Origin of the sequence: Labrenzia sp. PO1 (assembly GCF_012273635.1) — a bacterium.
Lineage (GTDB): Bacteria > Pseudomonadota > Alphaproteobacteria > Rhizobiales > Stappiaceae > Roseibium > Roseibium algicola.
Genome location: NZ_JAAXCR010000001.1, coordinates 830731 through 846926 on the forward strand (window position 1 = coordinate 830731; position 16196 = coordinate 846926).

The 16196-nt window shown below is 58.9% G+C and carries 18 protein-coding genes; 9 read left to right on the forward strand and 9 right to left on the reverse strand.

Annotation, left to right across the window (positions count from 1 at the left end; translation table 11 throughout):
- Positions 1-2 precede the first annotated feature (2 nt).
- Positions 3-476 carry a transcription elongation factor GreA gene (gene greA, locus HCG46_RS03950; RefSeq protein WP_022997960.1) on the forward strand — a complete coding sequence of 158 codons (474 nt, stop codon included), beginning with the start codon at positions 3-5 and terminating at the stop codon, positions 474-476.
- A gap of 260 nt (positions 477-736) precedes the next feature.
- A complete protein-coding gene (locus tag HCG46_RS03955) occupies positions 737-1198 on the forward strand; it encodes a hypothetical protein (protein ID WP_022997961.1) in 462 nt (153 codons plus the stop codon).
- Positions 1199-1239: 41 nt separating this feature from the next.
- Here the strand turns inward: HCG46_RS03955 and HCG46_RS03960 are convergent, their stop codons facing one another.
- Together HCG46_RS03960 and HCG46_RS03965 are read right to left on the reverse strand one after the other, a co-directional pair.
- A complete protein-coding gene (locus HCG46_RS03960) occupies positions 1240-1590 on the reverse strand; it encodes a VOC family protein (RefSeq protein ID WP_168684736.1) in 351 nt (116 codons plus the stop codon).
- Positions 1591-1624: 34 nt separating this feature from the next.
- A complete protein-coding gene (locus HCG46_RS03965) occupies positions 1625-2092 on the reverse strand; it encodes an Lrp/AsnC family transcriptional regulator (protein WP_031268195.1) in 468 nt (155 codons plus the stop codon).
- 201 nt (positions 2093-2293) lie between these two features.
- Here HCG46_RS03965 and HCG46_RS03970 point away from each other — a divergent pair, with 201 nt between their 5' ends.
- From HCG46_RS03970 to HCG46_RS03980, 3 genes are read left to right on the forward strand one after another with little or no spacing between them, the layout of a single operon-like run.
- On the forward strand, positions 2294-3325 hold the full coding sequence (locus HCG46_RS03970) for a mitochondrial fission ELM1 family protein (RefSeq protein ID WP_168684739.1): 1032 nt from the start codon (positions 2294-2296) through the stop codon (positions 3323-3325).
- A gap of 21 nt (positions 3326-3346) precedes the next feature.
- Positions 3347-4315, forward strand: coding sequence for a thioredoxin-disulfide reductase (gene trxB, locus HCG46_RS03975; protein WP_022997965.1), 969 nt, complete (start codon positions 3347-3349; stop codon positions 4313-4315).
- Between the two features lie 30 nt (positions 4316-4345).
- The gene (locus HCG46_RS03980) at positions 4346-5242 is read left to right on the forward strand and encodes a LysR family transcriptional regulator (RefSeq protein ID WP_022997966.1); all 897 of its coding nucleotides are present in this window, start codon (positions 4346-4348) and stop codon (positions 5240-5242) included.
- A gap of 668 nt (positions 5243-5910) precedes the next feature.
- On the opposite strand, the gene msrP is transcribed toward HCG46_RS03980, so the two are convergent.
- Together msrP and HCG46_RS03990 are read right to left on the reverse strand one after the other, a co-directional pair.
- A complete protein-coding gene (gene msrP, locus HCG46_RS03985) occupies positions 5911-6873 on the reverse strand; it encodes a protein-methionine-sulfoxide reductase catalytic subunit MsrP (protein WP_055655710.1) in 963 nt (320 codons plus the stop codon).
- 170 nt (positions 6874-7043) lie between these two features.
- Positions 7044-9107: an elongation factor G gene (locus HCG46_RS03990; protein WP_168684741.1), complete on the reverse strand. Its 2064-nt coding sequence runs from the start codon at positions 9105-9107 to the stop codon at positions 7044-7046.
- Between the two features lie 499 nt (positions 9108-9606).
- Between HCG46_RS03990 and HCG46_RS03995 the strand changes: the two genes are divergently transcribed.
- Positions 9607-9900 carry a hypothetical protein gene (locus HCG46_RS03995; RefSeq protein WP_077292192.1) on the forward strand — a complete coding sequence of 98 codons (294 nt, stop codon included), beginning with the start codon at positions 9607-9609 and terminating at the stop codon, positions 9898-9900.
- Positions 9901-9934: 34 nt separating this feature from the next.
- Here the strand turns inward: HCG46_RS03995 and HCG46_RS04000 are convergent, their stop codons facing one another.
- The 4 genes from HCG46_RS04000 to HCG46_RS04015 form a co-directional block, all read right to left on the reverse strand.
- The gene (locus tag HCG46_RS04000; protein WP_022997970.1) at positions 9935-10414 is read right to left on the reverse strand and encodes a DUF992 domain-containing protein; all 480 of its coding nucleotides are present in this window, start codon (positions 10412-10414) and stop codon (positions 9935-9937) included.
- A 106-nt stretch (positions 10415-10520) separates the two neighbouring features.
- Positions 10521-11123: a hypothetical protein gene (locus HCG46_RS04005; protein ID WP_168684743.1), complete on the reverse strand. Its 603-nt coding sequence runs from the start codon at positions 11121-11123 to the stop codon at positions 10521-10523.
- A 144-nt stretch (positions 11124-11267) separates the two neighbouring features.
- Positions 11268-12467 carry a pyridoxal phosphate-dependent aminotransferase gene (locus tag HCG46_RS04010; protein WP_022997972.1) on the reverse strand — a complete coding sequence of 400 codons (1200 nt, stop codon included), beginning with the start codon at positions 12465-12467 and terminating at the stop codon, positions 11268-11270.
- Between the two features lie 95 nt (positions 12468-12562).
- Positions 12563-13279 (reverse strand): MBL fold metallo-hydrolase, encoded by a 717-nt coding sequence (locus HCG46_RS04015; RefSeq protein WP_168684746.1) that lies wholly within the window; start codon positions 13277-13279, stop codon positions 12563-12565.
- Positions 13280-13406: 127 nt separating this feature from the next.
- On the opposite strand from HCG46_RS04015, the gene HCG46_RS04020 reads away from it, so the two are divergent.
- Positions 13407-13766: a helix-turn-helix domain-containing protein gene (locus HCG46_RS04020; protein ID WP_075283724.1), complete on the forward strand. Its 360-nt coding sequence runs from the start codon at positions 13407-13409 to the stop codon at positions 13764-13766.
- A gap of 41 nt (positions 13767-13807) precedes the next feature.
- Here HCG46_RS04020 and HCG46_RS04025 read toward each other — a convergent pair whose 3' ends face one another.
- Entirely contained in the window at positions 13808-14938 is a 1131-nt protein-coding gene (locus HCG46_RS04025; protein WP_208993780.1) for a hypothetical protein, read from the reverse strand.
- Between the two features lie 440 nt (positions 14939-15378).
- Between HCG46_RS04025 and HCG46_RS04030 the strand changes: the two genes are divergently transcribed.
- Positions 15379-15603: a hypothetical protein gene (locus tag HCG46_RS04030; RefSeq protein WP_145903519.1), complete on the forward strand. Its 225-nt coding sequence runs from the start codon at positions 15379-15381 to the stop codon at positions 15601-15603.
- A 43-nt stretch (positions 15604-15646) separates the two neighbouring features.
- On the forward strand, positions 15647-15889 hold the full coding sequence (locus tag HCG46_RS04035; protein WP_022997977.1) for a hypothetical protein: 243 nt from the start codon (positions 15647-15649) through the stop codon (positions 15887-15889).
- Positions 15890-16196: the final 307 nt, after the last annotated feature.

Sequence of the window (16196 nt, forward strand, 5' to 3'; positions counted from 1 at the left end):
CAATGGAAAAAGTTCCGATGACCTCCGCCGGGTACAAGATGCTCCAGGACGAGCTGAAGGAACGTACCGCGGTAGAGCGCCCGCGCATCGTCGAGGCGATTGCTGAAGCACGCGCGCATGGCGACCTGTCGGAAAATGCGGAATACCATGCGGCTAAAGAAGCCCAGAGCCTGAACGAAGGCCGTATTTCGGAACTGGAAGACAAGCTGTCCCGCGCTGAAATCATTGATGTGACCAAGCTGTCCGGCGACATCGTCAAATTCGGCGCGACCGTCACCCTCATCGACGAGGACACCGAAGAAGAAAAGAAATACATGATCGTTGGCGACGTCGAATCCGACGTGAAGCAGAACAAGGTCTCTATTTCTTCTCCGATCGCCCGCGCCCTGATTGGCAAGTCCATCGGCGACAGTGTCGAAGTTGCTGCCCCTGGCGGTGCCCGGTCTTACGAGATCGTGGACGTACGCTTCGTCTGACCCCAGCCTTTCAGTGTTGAGCCTTCCCGGTCTGGCCTCTCTTTGCAGGGACCGTCCCCGGTCTTAGCAGGCCTGAAAATTGCCCCTGGCCGTTTCAATGTCCGGGTTCCCTTTGAACCCGGACCTGCCTGGCACAGCTCCCCCGGCAACGTACGCGCGTTCTGCGACTGTCCTTAAGTCGCAGCAAAAGCAGAGCTTTCCCTTTGACGTCCACGACACAGCCGTTAAGCTGACAACCGGAAAGTGTCGGAGGATTTGCAATGGTCTTTAACGCGATTGCTGTATGGTTGTTGATCGCGTCGGTGCCGTTATGGATATACCGCTGGTTTCTGTTTTCCAGGCTCACGGCACGCGAACGCCTGATGTTCAAGCGCCTCGTCGCGCAACGCCACGAAAGCTCCTTCGTGTTCGCCGTGCGGATGGCTGGTTACCTGATCGCTCTGGCTGTTGCCGTCTTCTTCGTCGTCTTCGGTCTGCAATATCTGAAGTATGGCAACTTTGGCATAACGACCTACAGCGACACGATACGCAGCAGGTTCTATTCCGGCATTGAACCCGTCGACCAGGCGCTCGACAGCTACCACTATGACCAGATGCTGCCCGTTGCGGCACTGACGACCATCCTGCTGGTGACCGTCGCCTTTACACTGGTCACCGCCGCTCTCAGGGACATCTCCCTGATCCGGCGTCTCCAGAAAAAAGTGAAAAAACTGGCGTCTTGAGTTTGTTGGCGCCCTTGCCCGCCGGATCGGCAGGCAGCGCCTCACGCGTGCTGCAAGATATTCACCAGGCGGCCAAAAGGGTCGCGCACGTAAAAGCGCCTGACGCCCCAGGGCTCATCTGCCGGGCCGTATTCGATGCCGAGACCTTTTGCCTGCACTTTTTCCAGCACTTCTTCAAGGTTATCGACTTCGACCGAAAAATCAGGCACAGGCGTTCCCGCACCGCCTTCCGCCGCAATGCTGACCTGGGCCATCGCCCCCCGTTCGCCTGCAAAGGTGACGATCCAGCCGTGATCCATCGTCAGGTCCATGCCCAGCACGTCGCCGTAGAAGCTTTGCGCCTTGCCGGTATCCGGCGATGCGATGTTGGCAACGACACGTTTCACAGCCATGGCGTCTTGTTCCTTATTGCAGCCGGTTCGGACTTCAATCGATTGGAACGACAGGCTCGTCTTTTGTGCGGCGGATTGTCAACGCCGTACGAACGCTGTCGACGTTGGGCGCAGCGGTCAATTCGCGAATGATGAAATTCTGGAAGGTCTGCAGATCCGGCGAAACGCATTTCAGCAGGAAGTCGACCTCACCCGAAAGCATGTAGCTTTCGCGCACCAGCGGCCAGTTCTGAACCGTCTGTTCGAAGGCGATCAGATCCGCCTCGGTCTGGCTGTGCAGCCCGACCATTGCAAACGCTGTCACGTCATAACCGAGCTGCTTTTCATCAAGCAGGGTCCGGTAGCCCAGAATGAGCCCGGCTTCCTCCAGCGCGCGCACCCGGCGCAGGCAGGGAGGAGCGGATATGCCGACCCGACGGGCCAATTCCACATTGGTCATCCGTCCGTCATCCTGCAATTCCTTCAGGATCTGCCAATCAATGGCATCGAGCCGCGCTTTCAAACCTGTCTCCTTCGCGCTTCGCATGACGCGCCATGCTGTGGGCATTCGGGTCTTTCACAAGACTGTCGCCTTGCCCGATACCGGAATCCCAAGCTAACCTCTATTTGTGTGCCGAGTTATGATTTTTTGCGCGTTTGTGCAAGACTATAACAAAATTGCGCACGATTTCGAAAGATTACGATAGGGGAACTTCTCCAAAACATGCCTTTTTCGCCGGAGAAAGCCCCTTCTTCCCTCTGGATCCTCACCGATGGAAAGGCGGGCGATGTTGCCCAGTGCCGCGGTGTTGCCGAAGCCCTCGGCGCACCTGTTGAAGAACGCCACATAGCGCCGCGTGCACCCTTTACCTGGTTGATGCCCTTCGGTCCGATCGATCTGCGCGAGCGGGAGACCCGGCCCGGCAGCCCGATTGCCCCGCCCTACCCTGATATCGCCATCGCGTCCGGCCGCCGGGCGGTCCCGTATCTGCGCCGGGTCAAGCGCCTTTCGGGAGGCAAGACCTTTACCGTGTTCCTGAAAGACCCGCGGATAGGACCAGATGCAGCGGATCTCATCTGGGTACCCGAGCATGACAAGCTGCGCGGACGGAACGTCCTTGTAACACCGACGTCCCCACACAAGTTCTCCGCCGCAACACTGGCCGAACTCCGCAGCCGGCAGGTTGCCGAAATAGATGGTCTTCCACGGCCCCGTGTTGCGGTTCTTGTCGGCGGGGACAGTCGGCACCACAGGTTTTCCGAAGACGACCAGAACCGCCTTTTGAGCGGCCTGCGAGAGCTTGCACATTCGGCACATGTGCATTTCATGATCACAGCCTCCCGCCGCACGCCGGCCGGATTGGCCTATGGTCTTGCAGGATTGGCCAAATCGGGAAATCACCTCTACTGGACAGGCGACGACCCCAATCCTTACGGCCTCTATCTCGCCAAGGCAGATGCGATCATCGCCACTGCCGATTCCACGAACATGATCGGTGAGGCCACAGCCACCGGCAAGCCGGTCCATGTATTCGAGCCAAGCGGCGGTCACGACAAGATCACCCGGTTTTTGGGGACTTTGCGACGCATGGGTGTCATTCACCCCTTTCCAGGTCCGCTGAAAACCACTACCTACGAGCCGATAGATGCCACGCCGGTGATCGCTCAACGCATCTTGAGCGATTTTTCGGCCGCACGGCAAACCCGGAACAACGCCCTGATGGGCCAACCTGGCAACGCAAACGCCGGGACATGAAAACAGGATAAAGGTGCGCCCATGAGCACGGAACACAGCAAACTTCTGATCATCGGCTCCGGCCCGGCCGGCTACACGGCTGCCATATATGCTGCCCGCGCCATGATCGAGCCGACGCTTGTGGCCGGTATTCAGCCGGGCGGCCAGCTGACCATTACCACTGATGTCGAGAATTACCCCGGCTTCGCGGATCCCATCATGGGGCCGTGGCTGATGGAACAGATGCAGAAGCAGGCCGAAAACGTCGGCACCAAGATCCTTTACGACACCATCGTGAAGGCTGACCTGTCCCAGCGCCCGTTCCGCCTGGAAGCCGACAGCGGCACGGTGTTCACGGCGGACGCCCTGGTGATCGCCACCGGCGCGCAGGCCCGCTGGCTTGGCCTGTCTTCGGAACAGGATTACATGGGCGCCGGCGTTTCCGCCTGTGCGACCTGTGACGGCTTCTTCTACCGCAACAAGGAAGTTGTGGTTGTCGGCGGCGGCAACACCGCCGTGGAAGAAGCGCTGTATCTCGCCAATCTCGCCTCGAAGGTGACGCTGGTTCATCGCCGTGACAGCCTGCGGGCGGAAAAGATCCTGCAGGACCGCCTGTTCCAGCACCCAAAGATCGACGTCATCTGGGACCACCAGGTCGACGAGATCCTCGGCGGCGGCATGCCGAAAGCAGTTACCGGCGTACGGTTGAAAAACACAGCGACCGGCGAATTCCAGGAAATTTCCACGGACGGTGTCTTCATCGCCATCGGCCACGCACCGTCGGTCGAACTCTTCAAGGATCAGCTCACGCTGAAGTCCAACGGCTACCTGGAAACTGCCCCGGATTCGACCAGGACATCCATCCCGGGCGTCTTTGCGGCCGGTGATGTCACCGACGACATTTATCGGCAGGCAGTAACCGCTGCCGGCATGGGCTGCATGGCAGCCCTTGAAGCCGAGAAGTTTCTGGCCGAACATGAAGTGACGTCGACAAAGCAGGCCGCCGAATAGGCTGCCTGACTGTCCTGCGGAGGGGCACGCATGGATTGGGACAAATTGCGCATTTTTCATGCGGCCGCACAGGCTGGCAGTTTCACGCATGCAGGTGACACCCTGCATATGAGCCAGTCGGCTGTCAGCCGGCAGGTCAGTGCGCTAGAGCACGATCTGGGCGTTCCGCTGTTTCACCGGCACGCCCGCGGCCTTTTGCTGACCGAACAGGGCGAACTGCTCTACCGGACTGCCAACGACGTGCTGATGAAGCTGGAAGCGGTTCAGTCGAGCCTGACGGACAGCAAGGAAAAGCCATCCGGAGCCCTGCGCGTGACAACCACGGTGGGCCTGGGTTCCACCTGGCTCACCTCACGGATCAGAAGCTTCATCGATCTCTATCCTGATGTCGACCTGCACCTGATCTTCGACGACGACGAACTGGACCTCGGCATGCGCGAAGCGGATGTGGCCATCCGCTTGCGCCAGCCGACCCAGCCAGACCTGATCCAGCGCAAGCTGTTTACAGTGCATTTCCATGTCTATGCGGCACCGGAATACCTCCAACGGTTCGGAACGCCTGTGTCGATCGACGACCTCGACAAGCACCGGCTGATCACCTTTGGCGAACAGGCTCCGGCCTACCTCCGCTCGATGAACTGGCTGGAAACAGCCGGGCGCGTCGCGACAAGCCCACGCAGGTCCGTCCTGAAGGCCAACAACATCGTGGCCATCAAGCGTGCCGTTCAATCCGGCGTGGGCATTGCCATTCTGCCGGACTACATCATCGACAAGTCGTCGAACCTGGCGCCTGTCATGACCGACCAGGACGACAAGGTGCCCTCCTTCGACACCTATTTTGTCTACCCTTCGGAACTGAAGAACACCGCGCGTGTTACCGCGTTCCGCGAGTTCCTGCTGGCAAATGCAGAAGGCTGGGTTTTCTAACCCTGCCCTCCTGTCGTCTATCTGCCCGAATGCGATTGGCTCAACCAGCCCCGGCTTGTCCGGGACGCAACCCTGCTTGCCTGCACGAGCGGCCGCACAGAGGCTTTTGCAGATACTCTCTCCCTAAAGAGGTCTCGGAACTCGGCCTGCGCCGCGACAACCGAGCGGCCCGATCGTCTCCATTCCCCTGGGAAAGCATAGGACTGGACAGACTCAGGTTTCATTCGCCAAATCAGCTCAACATTTAGGCATCAAAATTACTGCACACGGGGAGAGCATTTGCATTTATTTCGGTGAACCAATCGATTTTTTCACTCGAAATTAAAAATTTTTTTTAAGCTGCCGGCAAAAACCGACTAATTCAATCTGTTGTAATTAAAGGGGTTTTGGTCAAATTTTTGACCATTCAGTCAAGCCCTGCGTAAAATGCATAGCAGATCTGCACCCCTGCCTCTTGTTTACGCAGCTTGTGCACTGCATATAAGCATCACTGTTGGTCACACGGACATCACGTCCTCCTCCCAGTGATGTTCCGACCAGCTGTTCCCCTCTGGAAGGTGATTCCACTGTTTTCAGTGAATCAAAATAAACTGCCGGGTCTTTCAAGACCCGGCTCTTTTTTTGCCCAGACCATGCTGCGATGCAGCATGACGTAATGTCACTTCACCTCACATGAACAGGCGTTCGTTGCCCAGGTCCTTGTAGAGGCCGGCCACCTGCTCCTCATAGCCGTTGTAGAGAAGCGTGTTGCGGCGCTCGTCCGTTCCAAGCAGCCGCTCGGAAGACTGCGGCCAGCGGCGATGCGGCACGGACGGGTTCACGTTCGCCCAGAAGCCGTATTCAGATGACTGGATCTCCTCCCAGAAGCTGACCGGACGCTCGTCGGTGAAGGAGATCTTCACGATCGACTTGATCGACTTGAAGCCGTACTTCCACGGGACAACCAGCCGGATCGGTGCACCATATTGCTTGGCAAGCGGCTTGCCGTAAACGCCGGTAGCGATGAAGGCGAGTTCATTGGTCGCTTCTTCCAGCGTCAGGCCCTCGACATAGGGCCAGGGATACCAGCTCTGCTTCTGCCCGCTGGCAACCGACGGATCGAGGAAGGTTTCAAAACGCAGGTATTTTGCGCCGGACTGCGGCCCGGCCAGCTTCACCAGCTCGGCAAGCGCGAATCCCGACCAGGGCACGGCCATCGACCACGCTTCGACGCATCGATGCCGGTAGAGCCGCTCTTCCAGAGGCATCTTGGCCAGAAGGTCATCGATGCCGATCTCTTGCGGATTGTCGATCATGCCATCCAGCACAACGGTCCAGGGGCGGATCTTGAGTTCCTGTGCCGCCGGCCAGATCTGCTTGTGCGTGCCGAACTCGTAGAAATTGTTGTATTTCGCCGTGAACTCCTCCGGGGTCACGTCCCTGTCGAGCGTAAAGGTCTCATTGCGTTTGACCGGATAAAGGCCCGCGCTCGGGTCTTCTTCCGCAAAGGCCGGGCGAATTCCAAGGCCCGTACCCATCAGCGCACCAGCCCCGGCAAGGCCGGCAAGAATCTGCCGGCGGTTCATGAAAACGGCCTCCGGTGTTGCTTCCCGTTCCGGAAGCTCCCAGCTGCGTTTCTTCAGTATATTCATTGTCAGTCTCCCGTTTGTTCCGAAGGAAACCGGAATCGGCTTTCAATGGCAAATAACGCCCTGGTGACTGAGCGCAACAACAAGGTGATCAACAGTACAGCGCTTTAGTAGGGCGAACACAACAGAGGGGCCAACCGGCCCCTCTGTCATCGCTTTCAGTGCTCTACCGTTCACGCGGCCTGTCTGCCGGACCTCTGCAGCGCAATGTCCGCCGCCTTGCCGGAAAGTTCCGCCATATGGTCGAACTCGGCGGTGTAGCTTGCAACCCCGGCGGTCGCCGAACGCAGTTCGATGATCAGGTCACCGATTTCCGCCTCCGGCATCAACGCCTGCACCTCATCCCAGCCATTCCACTCGGGACGGGCATCGAAGCCAAGCAATTGTCCGCGTCGTGCCGAGACAATCGCATTCACCCGCGCGGTCGCATCGCTCGGGCAGGCAATCACCACCTTGTGGATCGGCTCCAGCAGCACCGGCTTGCACTCAGGCAGACCTTCTCGGATTGCAAGTATTCCGGCCATCTTGAAGGCCTGGTCGGAACTGTCCACGGAGTGATAGGAGCCGTCCGTCAGACAGACGGACACATCCACCACCGGGAAACCGAGCGGGCCTTGCCCCAACGCATCCAACACGCCGTCACGCACGGAGGGGATATATTGTTTCGGCACGACACCCCCGGTAATCGTGTCTGAAAACTGGACGCCCTCGCCGCGCGGTAGCGGAGATATCTCGATCACCACATCGCCGAACTGACCATGCCCGCCGGACTGTTTCTTGTGACGGCCACGAACCTTGTTGCCTGACCGGATCGTCTCGGCATAAGGCACGTGCGGTGTATTGGCGGCGATATCCAGACCGTATTTTCCGGCAAGCCGTTCCTGGGCAACACGCAAATGCATTTCGCCCTGCCCTGCAAGCAACGTTTCGGCCGTTGTCTGGTTTTGCGAGACGATCAGCGAGCGGTCCTCTTCAACCAGTTTCGCCAGTGCCGCGGAAAGACGGACCTCGTCCTTGCGCTGTTTGGCGGAAATCGCCGTCGCCAGAACAGGATTGCGCCGTTCAAGCACCTGAAGGCTTTCGATCTTTCCGTTTTCGAAACTCAGGAGGTCGCCCGTCTGGACATCATCGAGCCTCCCGAGCCCAACCAGATCGCCCTTGCCGGCCGTTGCGATCTTGTTCGCCTGCTGGCCGAAGACAGAAAACAGTCCGGACACCTTGATTTCGGTGTCGCCATTGAGGAACAGGGTATCGCCGTCGGAGACCACGCCTTCCAGAACGCGGGCAATCGACTGCTTGCCGCCGTGCTGGGTGTGCAGCGTTTTGACGACCTGCAGCATCGCGCGCGACGTCGTGCCAAGCACCCGGCGCGACAGCAAATCGACACCTGGAACCTCGTGGCGCAACGCCTTCAGCAGCCGGCTGACACCGTTGCCGTGTTCTGCGGAACCGAAGAAAACCGGACAGATGAGACCGTCCTGCATTTCGTTCACCAGATCGGCGAACACCTGATCGCGATTGGGGGCGATATCCTCGAGCAACGCCTCCATCAGGTCGTCGTCGTGATCGGCCAGGTGTTCCAGCATGGTGAAACGGGCTTCGTGCTCACGCGCGAGATCCGCATCGGACATGTCGATCTGCGTGCTTTCCTCCTTCTCGTGATAGACATGCGCCCGCTCCAGCGCGAGATCGATGAACCCCGTTGCCAGGCCGTCTTCCCAGATCGGGATCTGTCGCAGCACCAGCGGCACCGCAGATGCCGGTTGCAGCACGCTCAGGACATCGCGCACCCGCCGCGTGCTCTTGTCGATCTTGTTTAAAAACAAAACCCGCGGAATGGCGCGGGCTTCAAGGGCTTTCAGGATCAGCTGCAGGGCTGGAACCTTGCGCTCGTCGTCCTCCGCCACCACGACGGCCAGATCCACCCCGGAAAGCGCCCCGTCCATTTCGCTCAGGAACTCCACGGATCCAGGGCAGTCGACGAACACGAAGCGATCTCCCAGGAATTCCGCGTCCGCAATGTTCAGTTCCACACTCATGCCGTGGGCACGCGCTTCCGGCGAAGCGTCGCCCACCGTATTTCCGTTCGCGACGGATCCTTGCCGGGCCACCTTGTCCGTTCGCGCCAGCAAGGCTTCCAGAAGACTGGTCTTGCCGCTGCCGAACGGACCCACTAGGGCGATACAGCGCGGAGCGCTGCCCGCAGCAGATCCTTTTCCGTTTGAAGTGATTGCCATGCTGAGCCTCCCGTTAGTTCGAGGATATCTCGTAACAACGCGGCAGGGCCGGCTGGGGGACGCGGCCTGCCGCGTCTCGCCCGGATGGGATCGAAGGCCTTTTGCCCGGTACTCAACAGCACCAAGCCCCAAACTGCGGCCGATCGACCAGGGGCGGTCAACCATCGTCGCGCCGATATCGGCGGCAACGCAAGGGAATCTTACGCGGCAGCGCAGCAATTTGCCCTTGCATCGGCTCAGTCTCCAGGCCGATGACAGCTCGCCAAAAGTGCACAAAATCCAAAACACCGCCGATCCCAGAGGCTTATAAAGGCTCTCCCGACCGAGATCTCCAGACCGGCAAGCGGTGGAGAAAATTTGAGCTGAAGACTGAAAAAAGTCCCGCCTTCAGACCTTCCCAACCATGTGCCATTGCCCTGCCGGAATTGGCAGATAGTGAAATTGACGCGCAGTGGCCTATGTAACCAATTGGAACCGGCCTCGGGCAAAAGGAGCACGCGTGACCAAAACCCTGATACTCTGTTCAGCCCTGTTTGCTGCCACGTCGGCAATACCGGCGCATGCGCAATCGACCCAGCTGCGCAGTCCTCCCATGATGACCTCGCCGCGGCTGCCTTCTGCCGGTCAGCAGCTGAACCAGAACCTCAACCGCCAACAGTCCGGTTTCTCCACCCGGCAACAGATTGACGGTGCGGAGCGTCTGAACCGCACCGAGCAGATCAACCGGCAGAACACCCGGCCGGACAAGGAAGAAACTCCCTGTGCCGGCGCGAACGAAAGCTGCCGCGACTAAAGCGGAGAAACAGGACAGTGACAGCCGCTGAGGCTTAGTTGATCAGTTCCAGCGTCATCTTGCTGACACCCAGTGTCAGGTTCGTGCCTGTCTGGCTTTCCAGGCTGAAAGGGTTGAGCGCGATGGAGCGGTCGAAACCACCCAGCAGCGCGTTCGCCTTGATGCCCGCACCAACACTTGCCCCGGCGGTCAGCCCACCGTAGGTGCCTGCCAAAAGGCCCGGCTTCCGGTTTGCGGAAGGTGCCAGCACACCCCAGACCAGCGTGGCCTGTTTGGTCTTGCCGATATCCAGCCCGTAGTCGCGGACGGTCCCCTTGTAGTTTTCCACCGCTCCGCCGTCGACCGGTGAAAAGCTGCATCCGAGCGTTGCTGAAGAGCCAACAATGAAACTGTGCTCGCCTTCCACCAGGCAGCTCAGTTTGCCGATTTCAACCTTTGGGCTGTCTTCGGAGGCAAGGGCCGGCATGGCAATCACAACGGCCATGGCGGCAAGAACCGGTTTCAAAATACGCATGTAGAGAACTCCCGTTCGGCTGTGAATATCCGCTTTTAGCAAAGGCGCGGATCACGCCAGTGATATGACGCGCCAAGACGTCAAAATCGCGGCAATGGCAAAAGGGTCAGGTGTAACCGTCGGTAGTGTCGGCACTGCCCGCCAGCGCCGGGGCAAGCACACCAGCATTCGACGACCTGTCCGACACACGGGCAAGCAGAAACCGGCGACCGGCAATCAGAAGGGTCAAGGTGACGATCACCGGAAGAATGCTGTTTTCCGGCGCCTGGAACGCCCAGACCGTTCCAGCCAGTGATACCGCAAGCATCAGAACCGATAATCGGTACTGCGTCGATCTGGGCAAGTCTGGGACACCGGCAAATCCACCGCGTGAGAACAGGGTCAAGACCGCGCCGGTAAGCGTCACGGTCAACAAAACGGCGCTGTACGAATAGCCTGTCAGGAATGCTGCCAGAGTGCCGTCACCAAACCGATACAGGCCGACCAGAAGCGGTGTCACCAGCAGGATATGCAGATTGATACCGAGCAATACGGGGTGCATGGGCGCCTTGACCAGCACAAAGCCGGCAAGAACGAAAACCGCAAGACCGCAACCACTCCAGCCTGCAAGCTCCAGATCACCCGTCTGTCGCCAGAGCACAATGAAGACAATCGACGGCAGGCTTTCAAACAGATCAAGAAGCAGTTGTTTTTGATGTGAATTTGCCATCGCTCGCCCTCCACCTGACGGGGAAAGGCTAGAGCGTTCGAACTGTGCTGTAAACCGCGCATTCCTCAACCTGAAAATGCAGCCCACAACAGGAAAGGGCGGCCGTCGGCCGCCCTTTCGCAAATCTTTCGATGTCCGATAAGCTTATTTCAGGTTCCCGCAGAAACGCTGGATGCGCGTGCAGGCTTCTTCCAGAGCTTCGGTCGAGGTCGCATAGGAAATGCGGAAGTTCGGACCAAGCCCGAAAGCCGAACCGTGAACGACCGCGACACCTTCAGCTTCCAGAAGTTCGGAGACGAAGTCCTCGTCGCTCTCGATCACCTTGCCGGACGGGGCCGTCTTGCCGATTGTACCGGCGCAGGACGGGAACACGTAGAACGCGCCTTCCGGCACCGGGCACGAAATGCCGTTGGCCTGGTTCAGCATGGAGACAACCAGGTCCCGGCGTCCCTTGAAGACTTCGTTGTTCTTCGGGATGAAGTCCTGGGTGCCGTTCAATGCCTCGACCGCCGCCCACTGGGCGATGGAGCAAGGGTTGGAGGTCGACTGCGACTGAACCTTGGCCATGGCCTTGATCAAGTCAGCCGGGCCGCCGGCATAACCGATACGCCAGCCGGTCATTGCATAGGCCTTCGACACACCGTTGACGGTCAGCGTGCGCTCGTAAAGAGCAGGCTCCACCTGAGCAGGCGTGGTGAACTTGAAGTCGTCATAGACGAGGTGCTCATACATGTCGTCGGTCATGACCCAGACATGGGGGTGCTTCATCAGCACATCGCAGAGCGCCTTCAGTTCAGCTTCCGTATAGGCCGCACCGGACGGGTTGGACGGAGAGTTGAAGATCAGCCACTTGGTGCGCGATGTGATCGCCGCATCGAGTGCTTCCGGGGTAATCTTGAAGGTCGACTTGTCCGCTTCCACGATCACCGGTTCACCGCCTGCGAGCAGCACCATGTCCGGATAGCTTACCCAGTAAGGGGTCGGAATGATGACTTCATCGCCCGGGTTCAGCGTTGCAATCAGCGCGTTGTAAAGCACCTGCTTGCCGCCGGTTCCCACGGTGATCTGACTGGTTTCGTAAGTGAGCCCGTTTTCCCGCTTGAACTTTTCGACGATGGCCGCCTTCAGCTCCGGAATACCATCGACAGCGGTGTACTTGGTCTTGCCGTCGGTGATGGCCTTGATGGCGGCTGTCTTGATGTTTTCCGGGGTATCGAAATCCGGCTCGCCAGCTCCGAGACCGATTACATCGCGGCCTGCGGCTTTAAGCTCGCGTGCCTTGTTGGTGACGGCGATGGTCGCAGAAGGTTTAACACGCGCCAATGCGTCAGCAAGAAAGCCCATAATGTCCTCCAGGGGGAAACGGGATTAACAGCGCGCGGACCCTAGATCCGTGCGCTGCGGAAAACAAGACCAAATCCGGAGAAGAACGGGAGTTTTCAGGCCGCTTGCGCCAGTTTGCCGGCGTATCTTTCAATCACCCCGGCATCGAGCGGTCCGCCATGGCCGAGATAGAAGCGTTTTGCCCCCTTGGACAGCAGAAATTTCAGCGAACGGGCGACCTGAAGCGGGTCTTCTTCAAAGGGAGGCGGCTTGGGCCGACCCTTCAGCACGATTCCCCCCAGAAGAATGCCGGACGCCGCCAGATCCCCCGCGAGGACGGCACCATCGTCAAGCAGTACCGACAGCGATCCGGGCGTGTGGCCTGGCGTCGGCATGATGACACCTTGCACGCCATAGGCTGTCAGATCCAGTGTCTGGTCCCCTGACAGAAGAATGTCCGGCTCCACCTTCGCAAACGGCCGTTCGATCGCGCCTGAAAGCTTGAACAGCCGACCGAAGAACCCCGAAGGCTTCAGGATGGGAGCCTGGCCCCGGCAATAGGGCAAATCACCTTCATGCAGCACGATTGGCGCGCCCGACAGTTTCTGAAGACGCTTGGCGCTGCCCGCATGGTCGATATGGCCGTGGGTCACCACGATCAGCTTCAGATCGGCAAGGCAAAGCTCGACCTTCGCCAGCCCCTTCTCGATCTTGGTCTCGCTGCCCGGCAGCCCGGTATCCACAAGCACGGCACCACCGGCAAAGGTCAGCAGAAATGCGTTGACCATGCCGAATGGCAGGATCGGGATAGTGTGGATCTGGATCTCGGACATGTTTGCCGCCGTTCTCTTCCTGGTGATAGGTTGGCTCTTCACCTAGGCGGACGCGGAAATACGTTCAATTAGGCACCTTTTGGTAACCCGGACGGGCCATACCCCCGGCGAACCGGTGGAGACGGACATGAGCGAACCGATCGCATCCCTCTGGCGCCTGCCTGGCACGCAGGACTGTCCTGTTGCCGACACGCTGAAAAGCATTGGCGGCAAACACACCCCAAGGGTTCTGCATTGCCTGACCGCTAAGGATCATCATTTTCTGGAACTACAGCGGACACTGAAACCGATCAGCCGCAAGGTGCTGACCCAGGAACTGCGCCATCTGGAAGAGATTGGACTGGTCGCTCGTACCGAACTGGACGACGCCCACCGCCGCGTCCGCTATGCCCTCACACCGAAAGGCCGGAGCCTGACCGAAATCCTTGGACAGGTCTACCTTTGGGCCGTGGAACACCACGGCAGTGACGCGGCATCAGCGGCGTAAAAGTAAAGTACTGTTTCAGTCGCTCTCAGTGGCGGGCGCGATTAGCTTCTCGTTTCAAGGATCAGCTTCGGATCGTCCTTGTCCTCATCGATGATCGTGCACTTGAAGCGCTTTTTCTTGGTCTGGCCATTGAGCACCGTCACCGGCACCGACAGGGGAACTTCCGAGGCGTCTTTGGCAGAGGTCAACAGGGACGCATAATTGCTCGGGTGAAGCAGCATCTCGGTGATCGGACGGCTGTCGAGGACGTCCGATGTCAGATGGTAGGTCTTCATCGCTGCGTTGTTCGCCGCGATGATGATCTTTGACTTGATGTTGACCACCAGGATCGGCGCGCTGCACGCTTCGAAGACCCTGGCAAAGTCGACATCACCGCCGGCATGGCCGGCCGAAAACAGCACCCCGCCCACCGTGCCGCCGACACGGAAATACATGGCGTCATATTTCAGTTCGACGCTGTCGTTGGACGCCAGCAGGAACTTGCCACGCCCGGTCGCACTGGCCCGGCGCGTCAATGCCGCAAGCGTCAGGGAGACGATCGTTCGCCCGACCCGGTTCTGGATATGGGCAATGTTGCGCCCCAGGATCAGGCGAGCATCCTCGATCTGGAAGCTCTTGAGAAAACCGTCGCTGGCAAAGCGCACGTAGCCGAAATTGTCGACCAGCAGCACAACACGGGTGGAGGACGCGACGAAATGCTGGAGGATCGGCGCCAGTCCCAGTACGACCCGGCCCGGATTATTGTCATTCTCACCGATGGAGGGGAAGCAGATCGCAAGGATCTTGCCGTCCGGCAACTCGTAACGATAGGCAACGATCGGAATGCCCGGGATACGGTGGTCCGGCCCGCCGCCGACGTCGAACGGCCCGGCCTGGCCTTCCCGGATAGCACCCTGGACGAGGCGGAGAATGGTCTTCCGATCCTCTGGCGACAGGTGGCGCAGCGCCTCGTTGGAGGGCGCCTCCTGCAGATCCCGCACTTCGCTATTGAAACTCTGGGAACCGACCTCGTGCCAGAGAATGGTTTTCTTGCTGATATCGGCGATGAAAAACTGGATACCCGCCAGCGACAAGGCCGGCGGCTCCCCGGCCTTCTGGACCGATGGTTCTGTCGACGTTACTGGGTCTGTCGGCTTGCCCACCGTGGCGCTCTGCGCAGCGTTTATCGTCATTCCATGCCTGGTCTGTTTGTATCGGATGTCCCGGCGAGCAAGCATGCTTCCGAAATGCAAACAAACACTAAAATCGCATCGTAAAATATCTGGGTTATGTCAGTTTTTACAGTAATTAAACAATGCAATACGTTTTTATGAGAAGTTGTATTGTCAATTTTACGAAAGCTTAATTGGCCGGTTTCAGACCCCGGAACCACAGCCTTTCCACCTTCGCACATCAAAACTGCCGGATTGGAAAACAGAACCGTCGCACCCCTGAATGCAGCGCCATTCGGAGCACGGACACTACCTATTGTGCCGCCTTGCCAAGGCGGCAGCAAATAGATCGAATTTGCCGCAAAATAGTCACGAAAACACACGGCGCATGTCTAAATCGCGTCCGCGTGCCGGCGCAATTTCAAACGAGATTGAACTCATCCCAGCGGATGGAGGAGCCAATGGCCCACGCAACGACCGTACAGGCGACCATCAAGTCGCAGAACGTAAGCTTCCCACCGGTTTTGCTGTTCATAGTGGCAGCAGGCCTGTTGATGTTGATGTCCGCACTGGAGCCGTCACTGGTGCTGCCGATGGTCGCGTTCCTGACCATGGTTGCCGTAACCCGTCTGTTGGCCCGCCGACTGTTTCAGGACCTGACCGGCGCTCAAGCGCAGGCAGACTGACAGAAACCGAAGTACAACCGCTCGAACCTGACTGATCTTCACCATGGCACGCGTAGATAACCAGAAAACCAGAAAGTCCGTCCCCTCCAAAAGCGACCTGCATGAAGCCCGGCCGCTGTTGCAGGCAATCTTTCTGGGCATGCTGCTGGCAACCGCTTTGGTCGCAGCAGCGGCGATGGCAAACCCGGCCAACACGAACGGTGTCCCGAAGACCGAGCCCGTCGCGCACTCAGCAACCGGCCAGGCACCGGCAAACGCCGGTCGACCGGCAAGCGCCATGTTCTGACAGCTTGACATACAACGAGCCGCCGCGGCGGCTCCGTCTGTTTCAGGAAGTCAAGATCAGCGCCTGGAGCCCGACCTTTCAAAAGCCGAGACCCGGCCTCATGCTTGGCACATGAGTGCCGGGCCTCAGTGCCCGGTCCGCCCCCGGATAACGTTTCCTGCCCAACGATGGTTCTCTTTGAACCTTCATCCAAGACAGCCCCGCAGTGCATATGTGCAAGTGCCTGCTGCCTCACCGCCCTCAGGTGGTCCGCCGGTTGCGTCCGCTGTTGATCACGGTCAAGGACAGGAATTTGTTCGTTCGCCAA

Excerpts from the sequence above, each read along its gene's own strand:
- HCG46_RS03980 (WP_022997966.1), top strand. The coding sequence starts at position 4,346 with ATGGATTGGGACAAATTGCGCATTTTTCATGCGGCCGCACAGGCTGGC.
- HCG46_RS04005 (WP_168684743.1), bottom strand. The coding sequence starts at position 11,123 with ATGGCAAATTCACATCAAAAACAACTGCTTCTTGATCTGTTTGAAAGC.
- HCG46_RS03990 (WP_168684741.1), bottom strand. The coding sequence starts at position 9,107 with ATGGCAATCACTTCAAACGGAAAAGGATCTGCTGCGGGCAGCGCTCCG.
- greA (WP_022997960.1), top strand. The coding sequence starts at position 3 with ATGGAAAAAGTTCCGATGACCTCCGCCGGGTACAAGATGCTCCAGGAC.
- HCG46_RS04020 (WP_075283724.1), top strand. The coding sequence starts at position 13,407 with ATGAGCGAACCGATCGCATCCCTCTGGCGCCTGCCTGGCACGCAGGAC.
- trxB (WP_022997965.1), top strand. The coding sequence starts at position 3,347 with ATGAGCACGGAACACAGCAAACTTCTGATCATCGGCTCCGGCCCGGCC.
- HCG46_RS03960 (WP_168684736.1), bottom strand. The coding sequence starts at position 1,590 with ATGGCTGTGAAACGTGTCGTTGCCAACATCGCATCGCCGGATACCGGC.
- HCG46_RS03955 (WP_022997961.1), top strand. The coding sequence starts at position 737 with ATGGTCTTTAACGCGATTGCTGTATGGTTGTTGATCGCGTCGGTGCCG.
- msrP (WP_055655710.1), bottom strand. The coding sequence starts at position 6,873 with ATGAATATACTGAAGAAACGCAGCTGGGAGCTTCCGGAACGGGAAGCA.
- HCG46_RS03970 (WP_168684739.1), top strand. The coding sequence starts at position 2,294 with ATGCCTTTTTCGCCGGAGAAAGCCCCTTCTTCCCTCTGGATCCTCACC.
- HCG46_RS04035 (WP_022997977.1), top strand. The coding sequence starts at position 15,647 with ATGGCACGCGTAGATAACCAGAAAACCAGAAAGTCCGTCCCCTCCAAA.
- HCG46_RS04025 (WP_208993780.1), bottom strand. The coding sequence starts at position 14,938 with ATGACGATAAACGCTGCGCAGAGCGCCACGGTGGGCAAGCCGACAGAC.
- HCG46_RS04000 (WP_022997970.1), bottom strand. The coding sequence starts at position 10,414 with ATGCGTATTTTGAAACCGGTTCTTGCCGCCATGGCCGTTGTGATTGCC.
- HCG46_RS04015 (WP_168684746.1), bottom strand. The coding sequence starts at position 13,279 with ATGTCCGAGATCCAGATCCACACTATCCCGATCCTGCCATTCGGCATG.
- HCG46_RS04030 (WP_145903519.1), top strand. The coding sequence starts at position 15,379 with ATGGCCCACGCAACGACCGTACAGGCGACCATCAAGTCGCAGAACGTA.
- HCG46_RS04010 (WP_022997972.1), bottom strand. The coding sequence starts at position 12,467 with ATGGGCTTTCTTGCTGACGCATTGGCGCGTGTTAAACCTTCTGCGACC.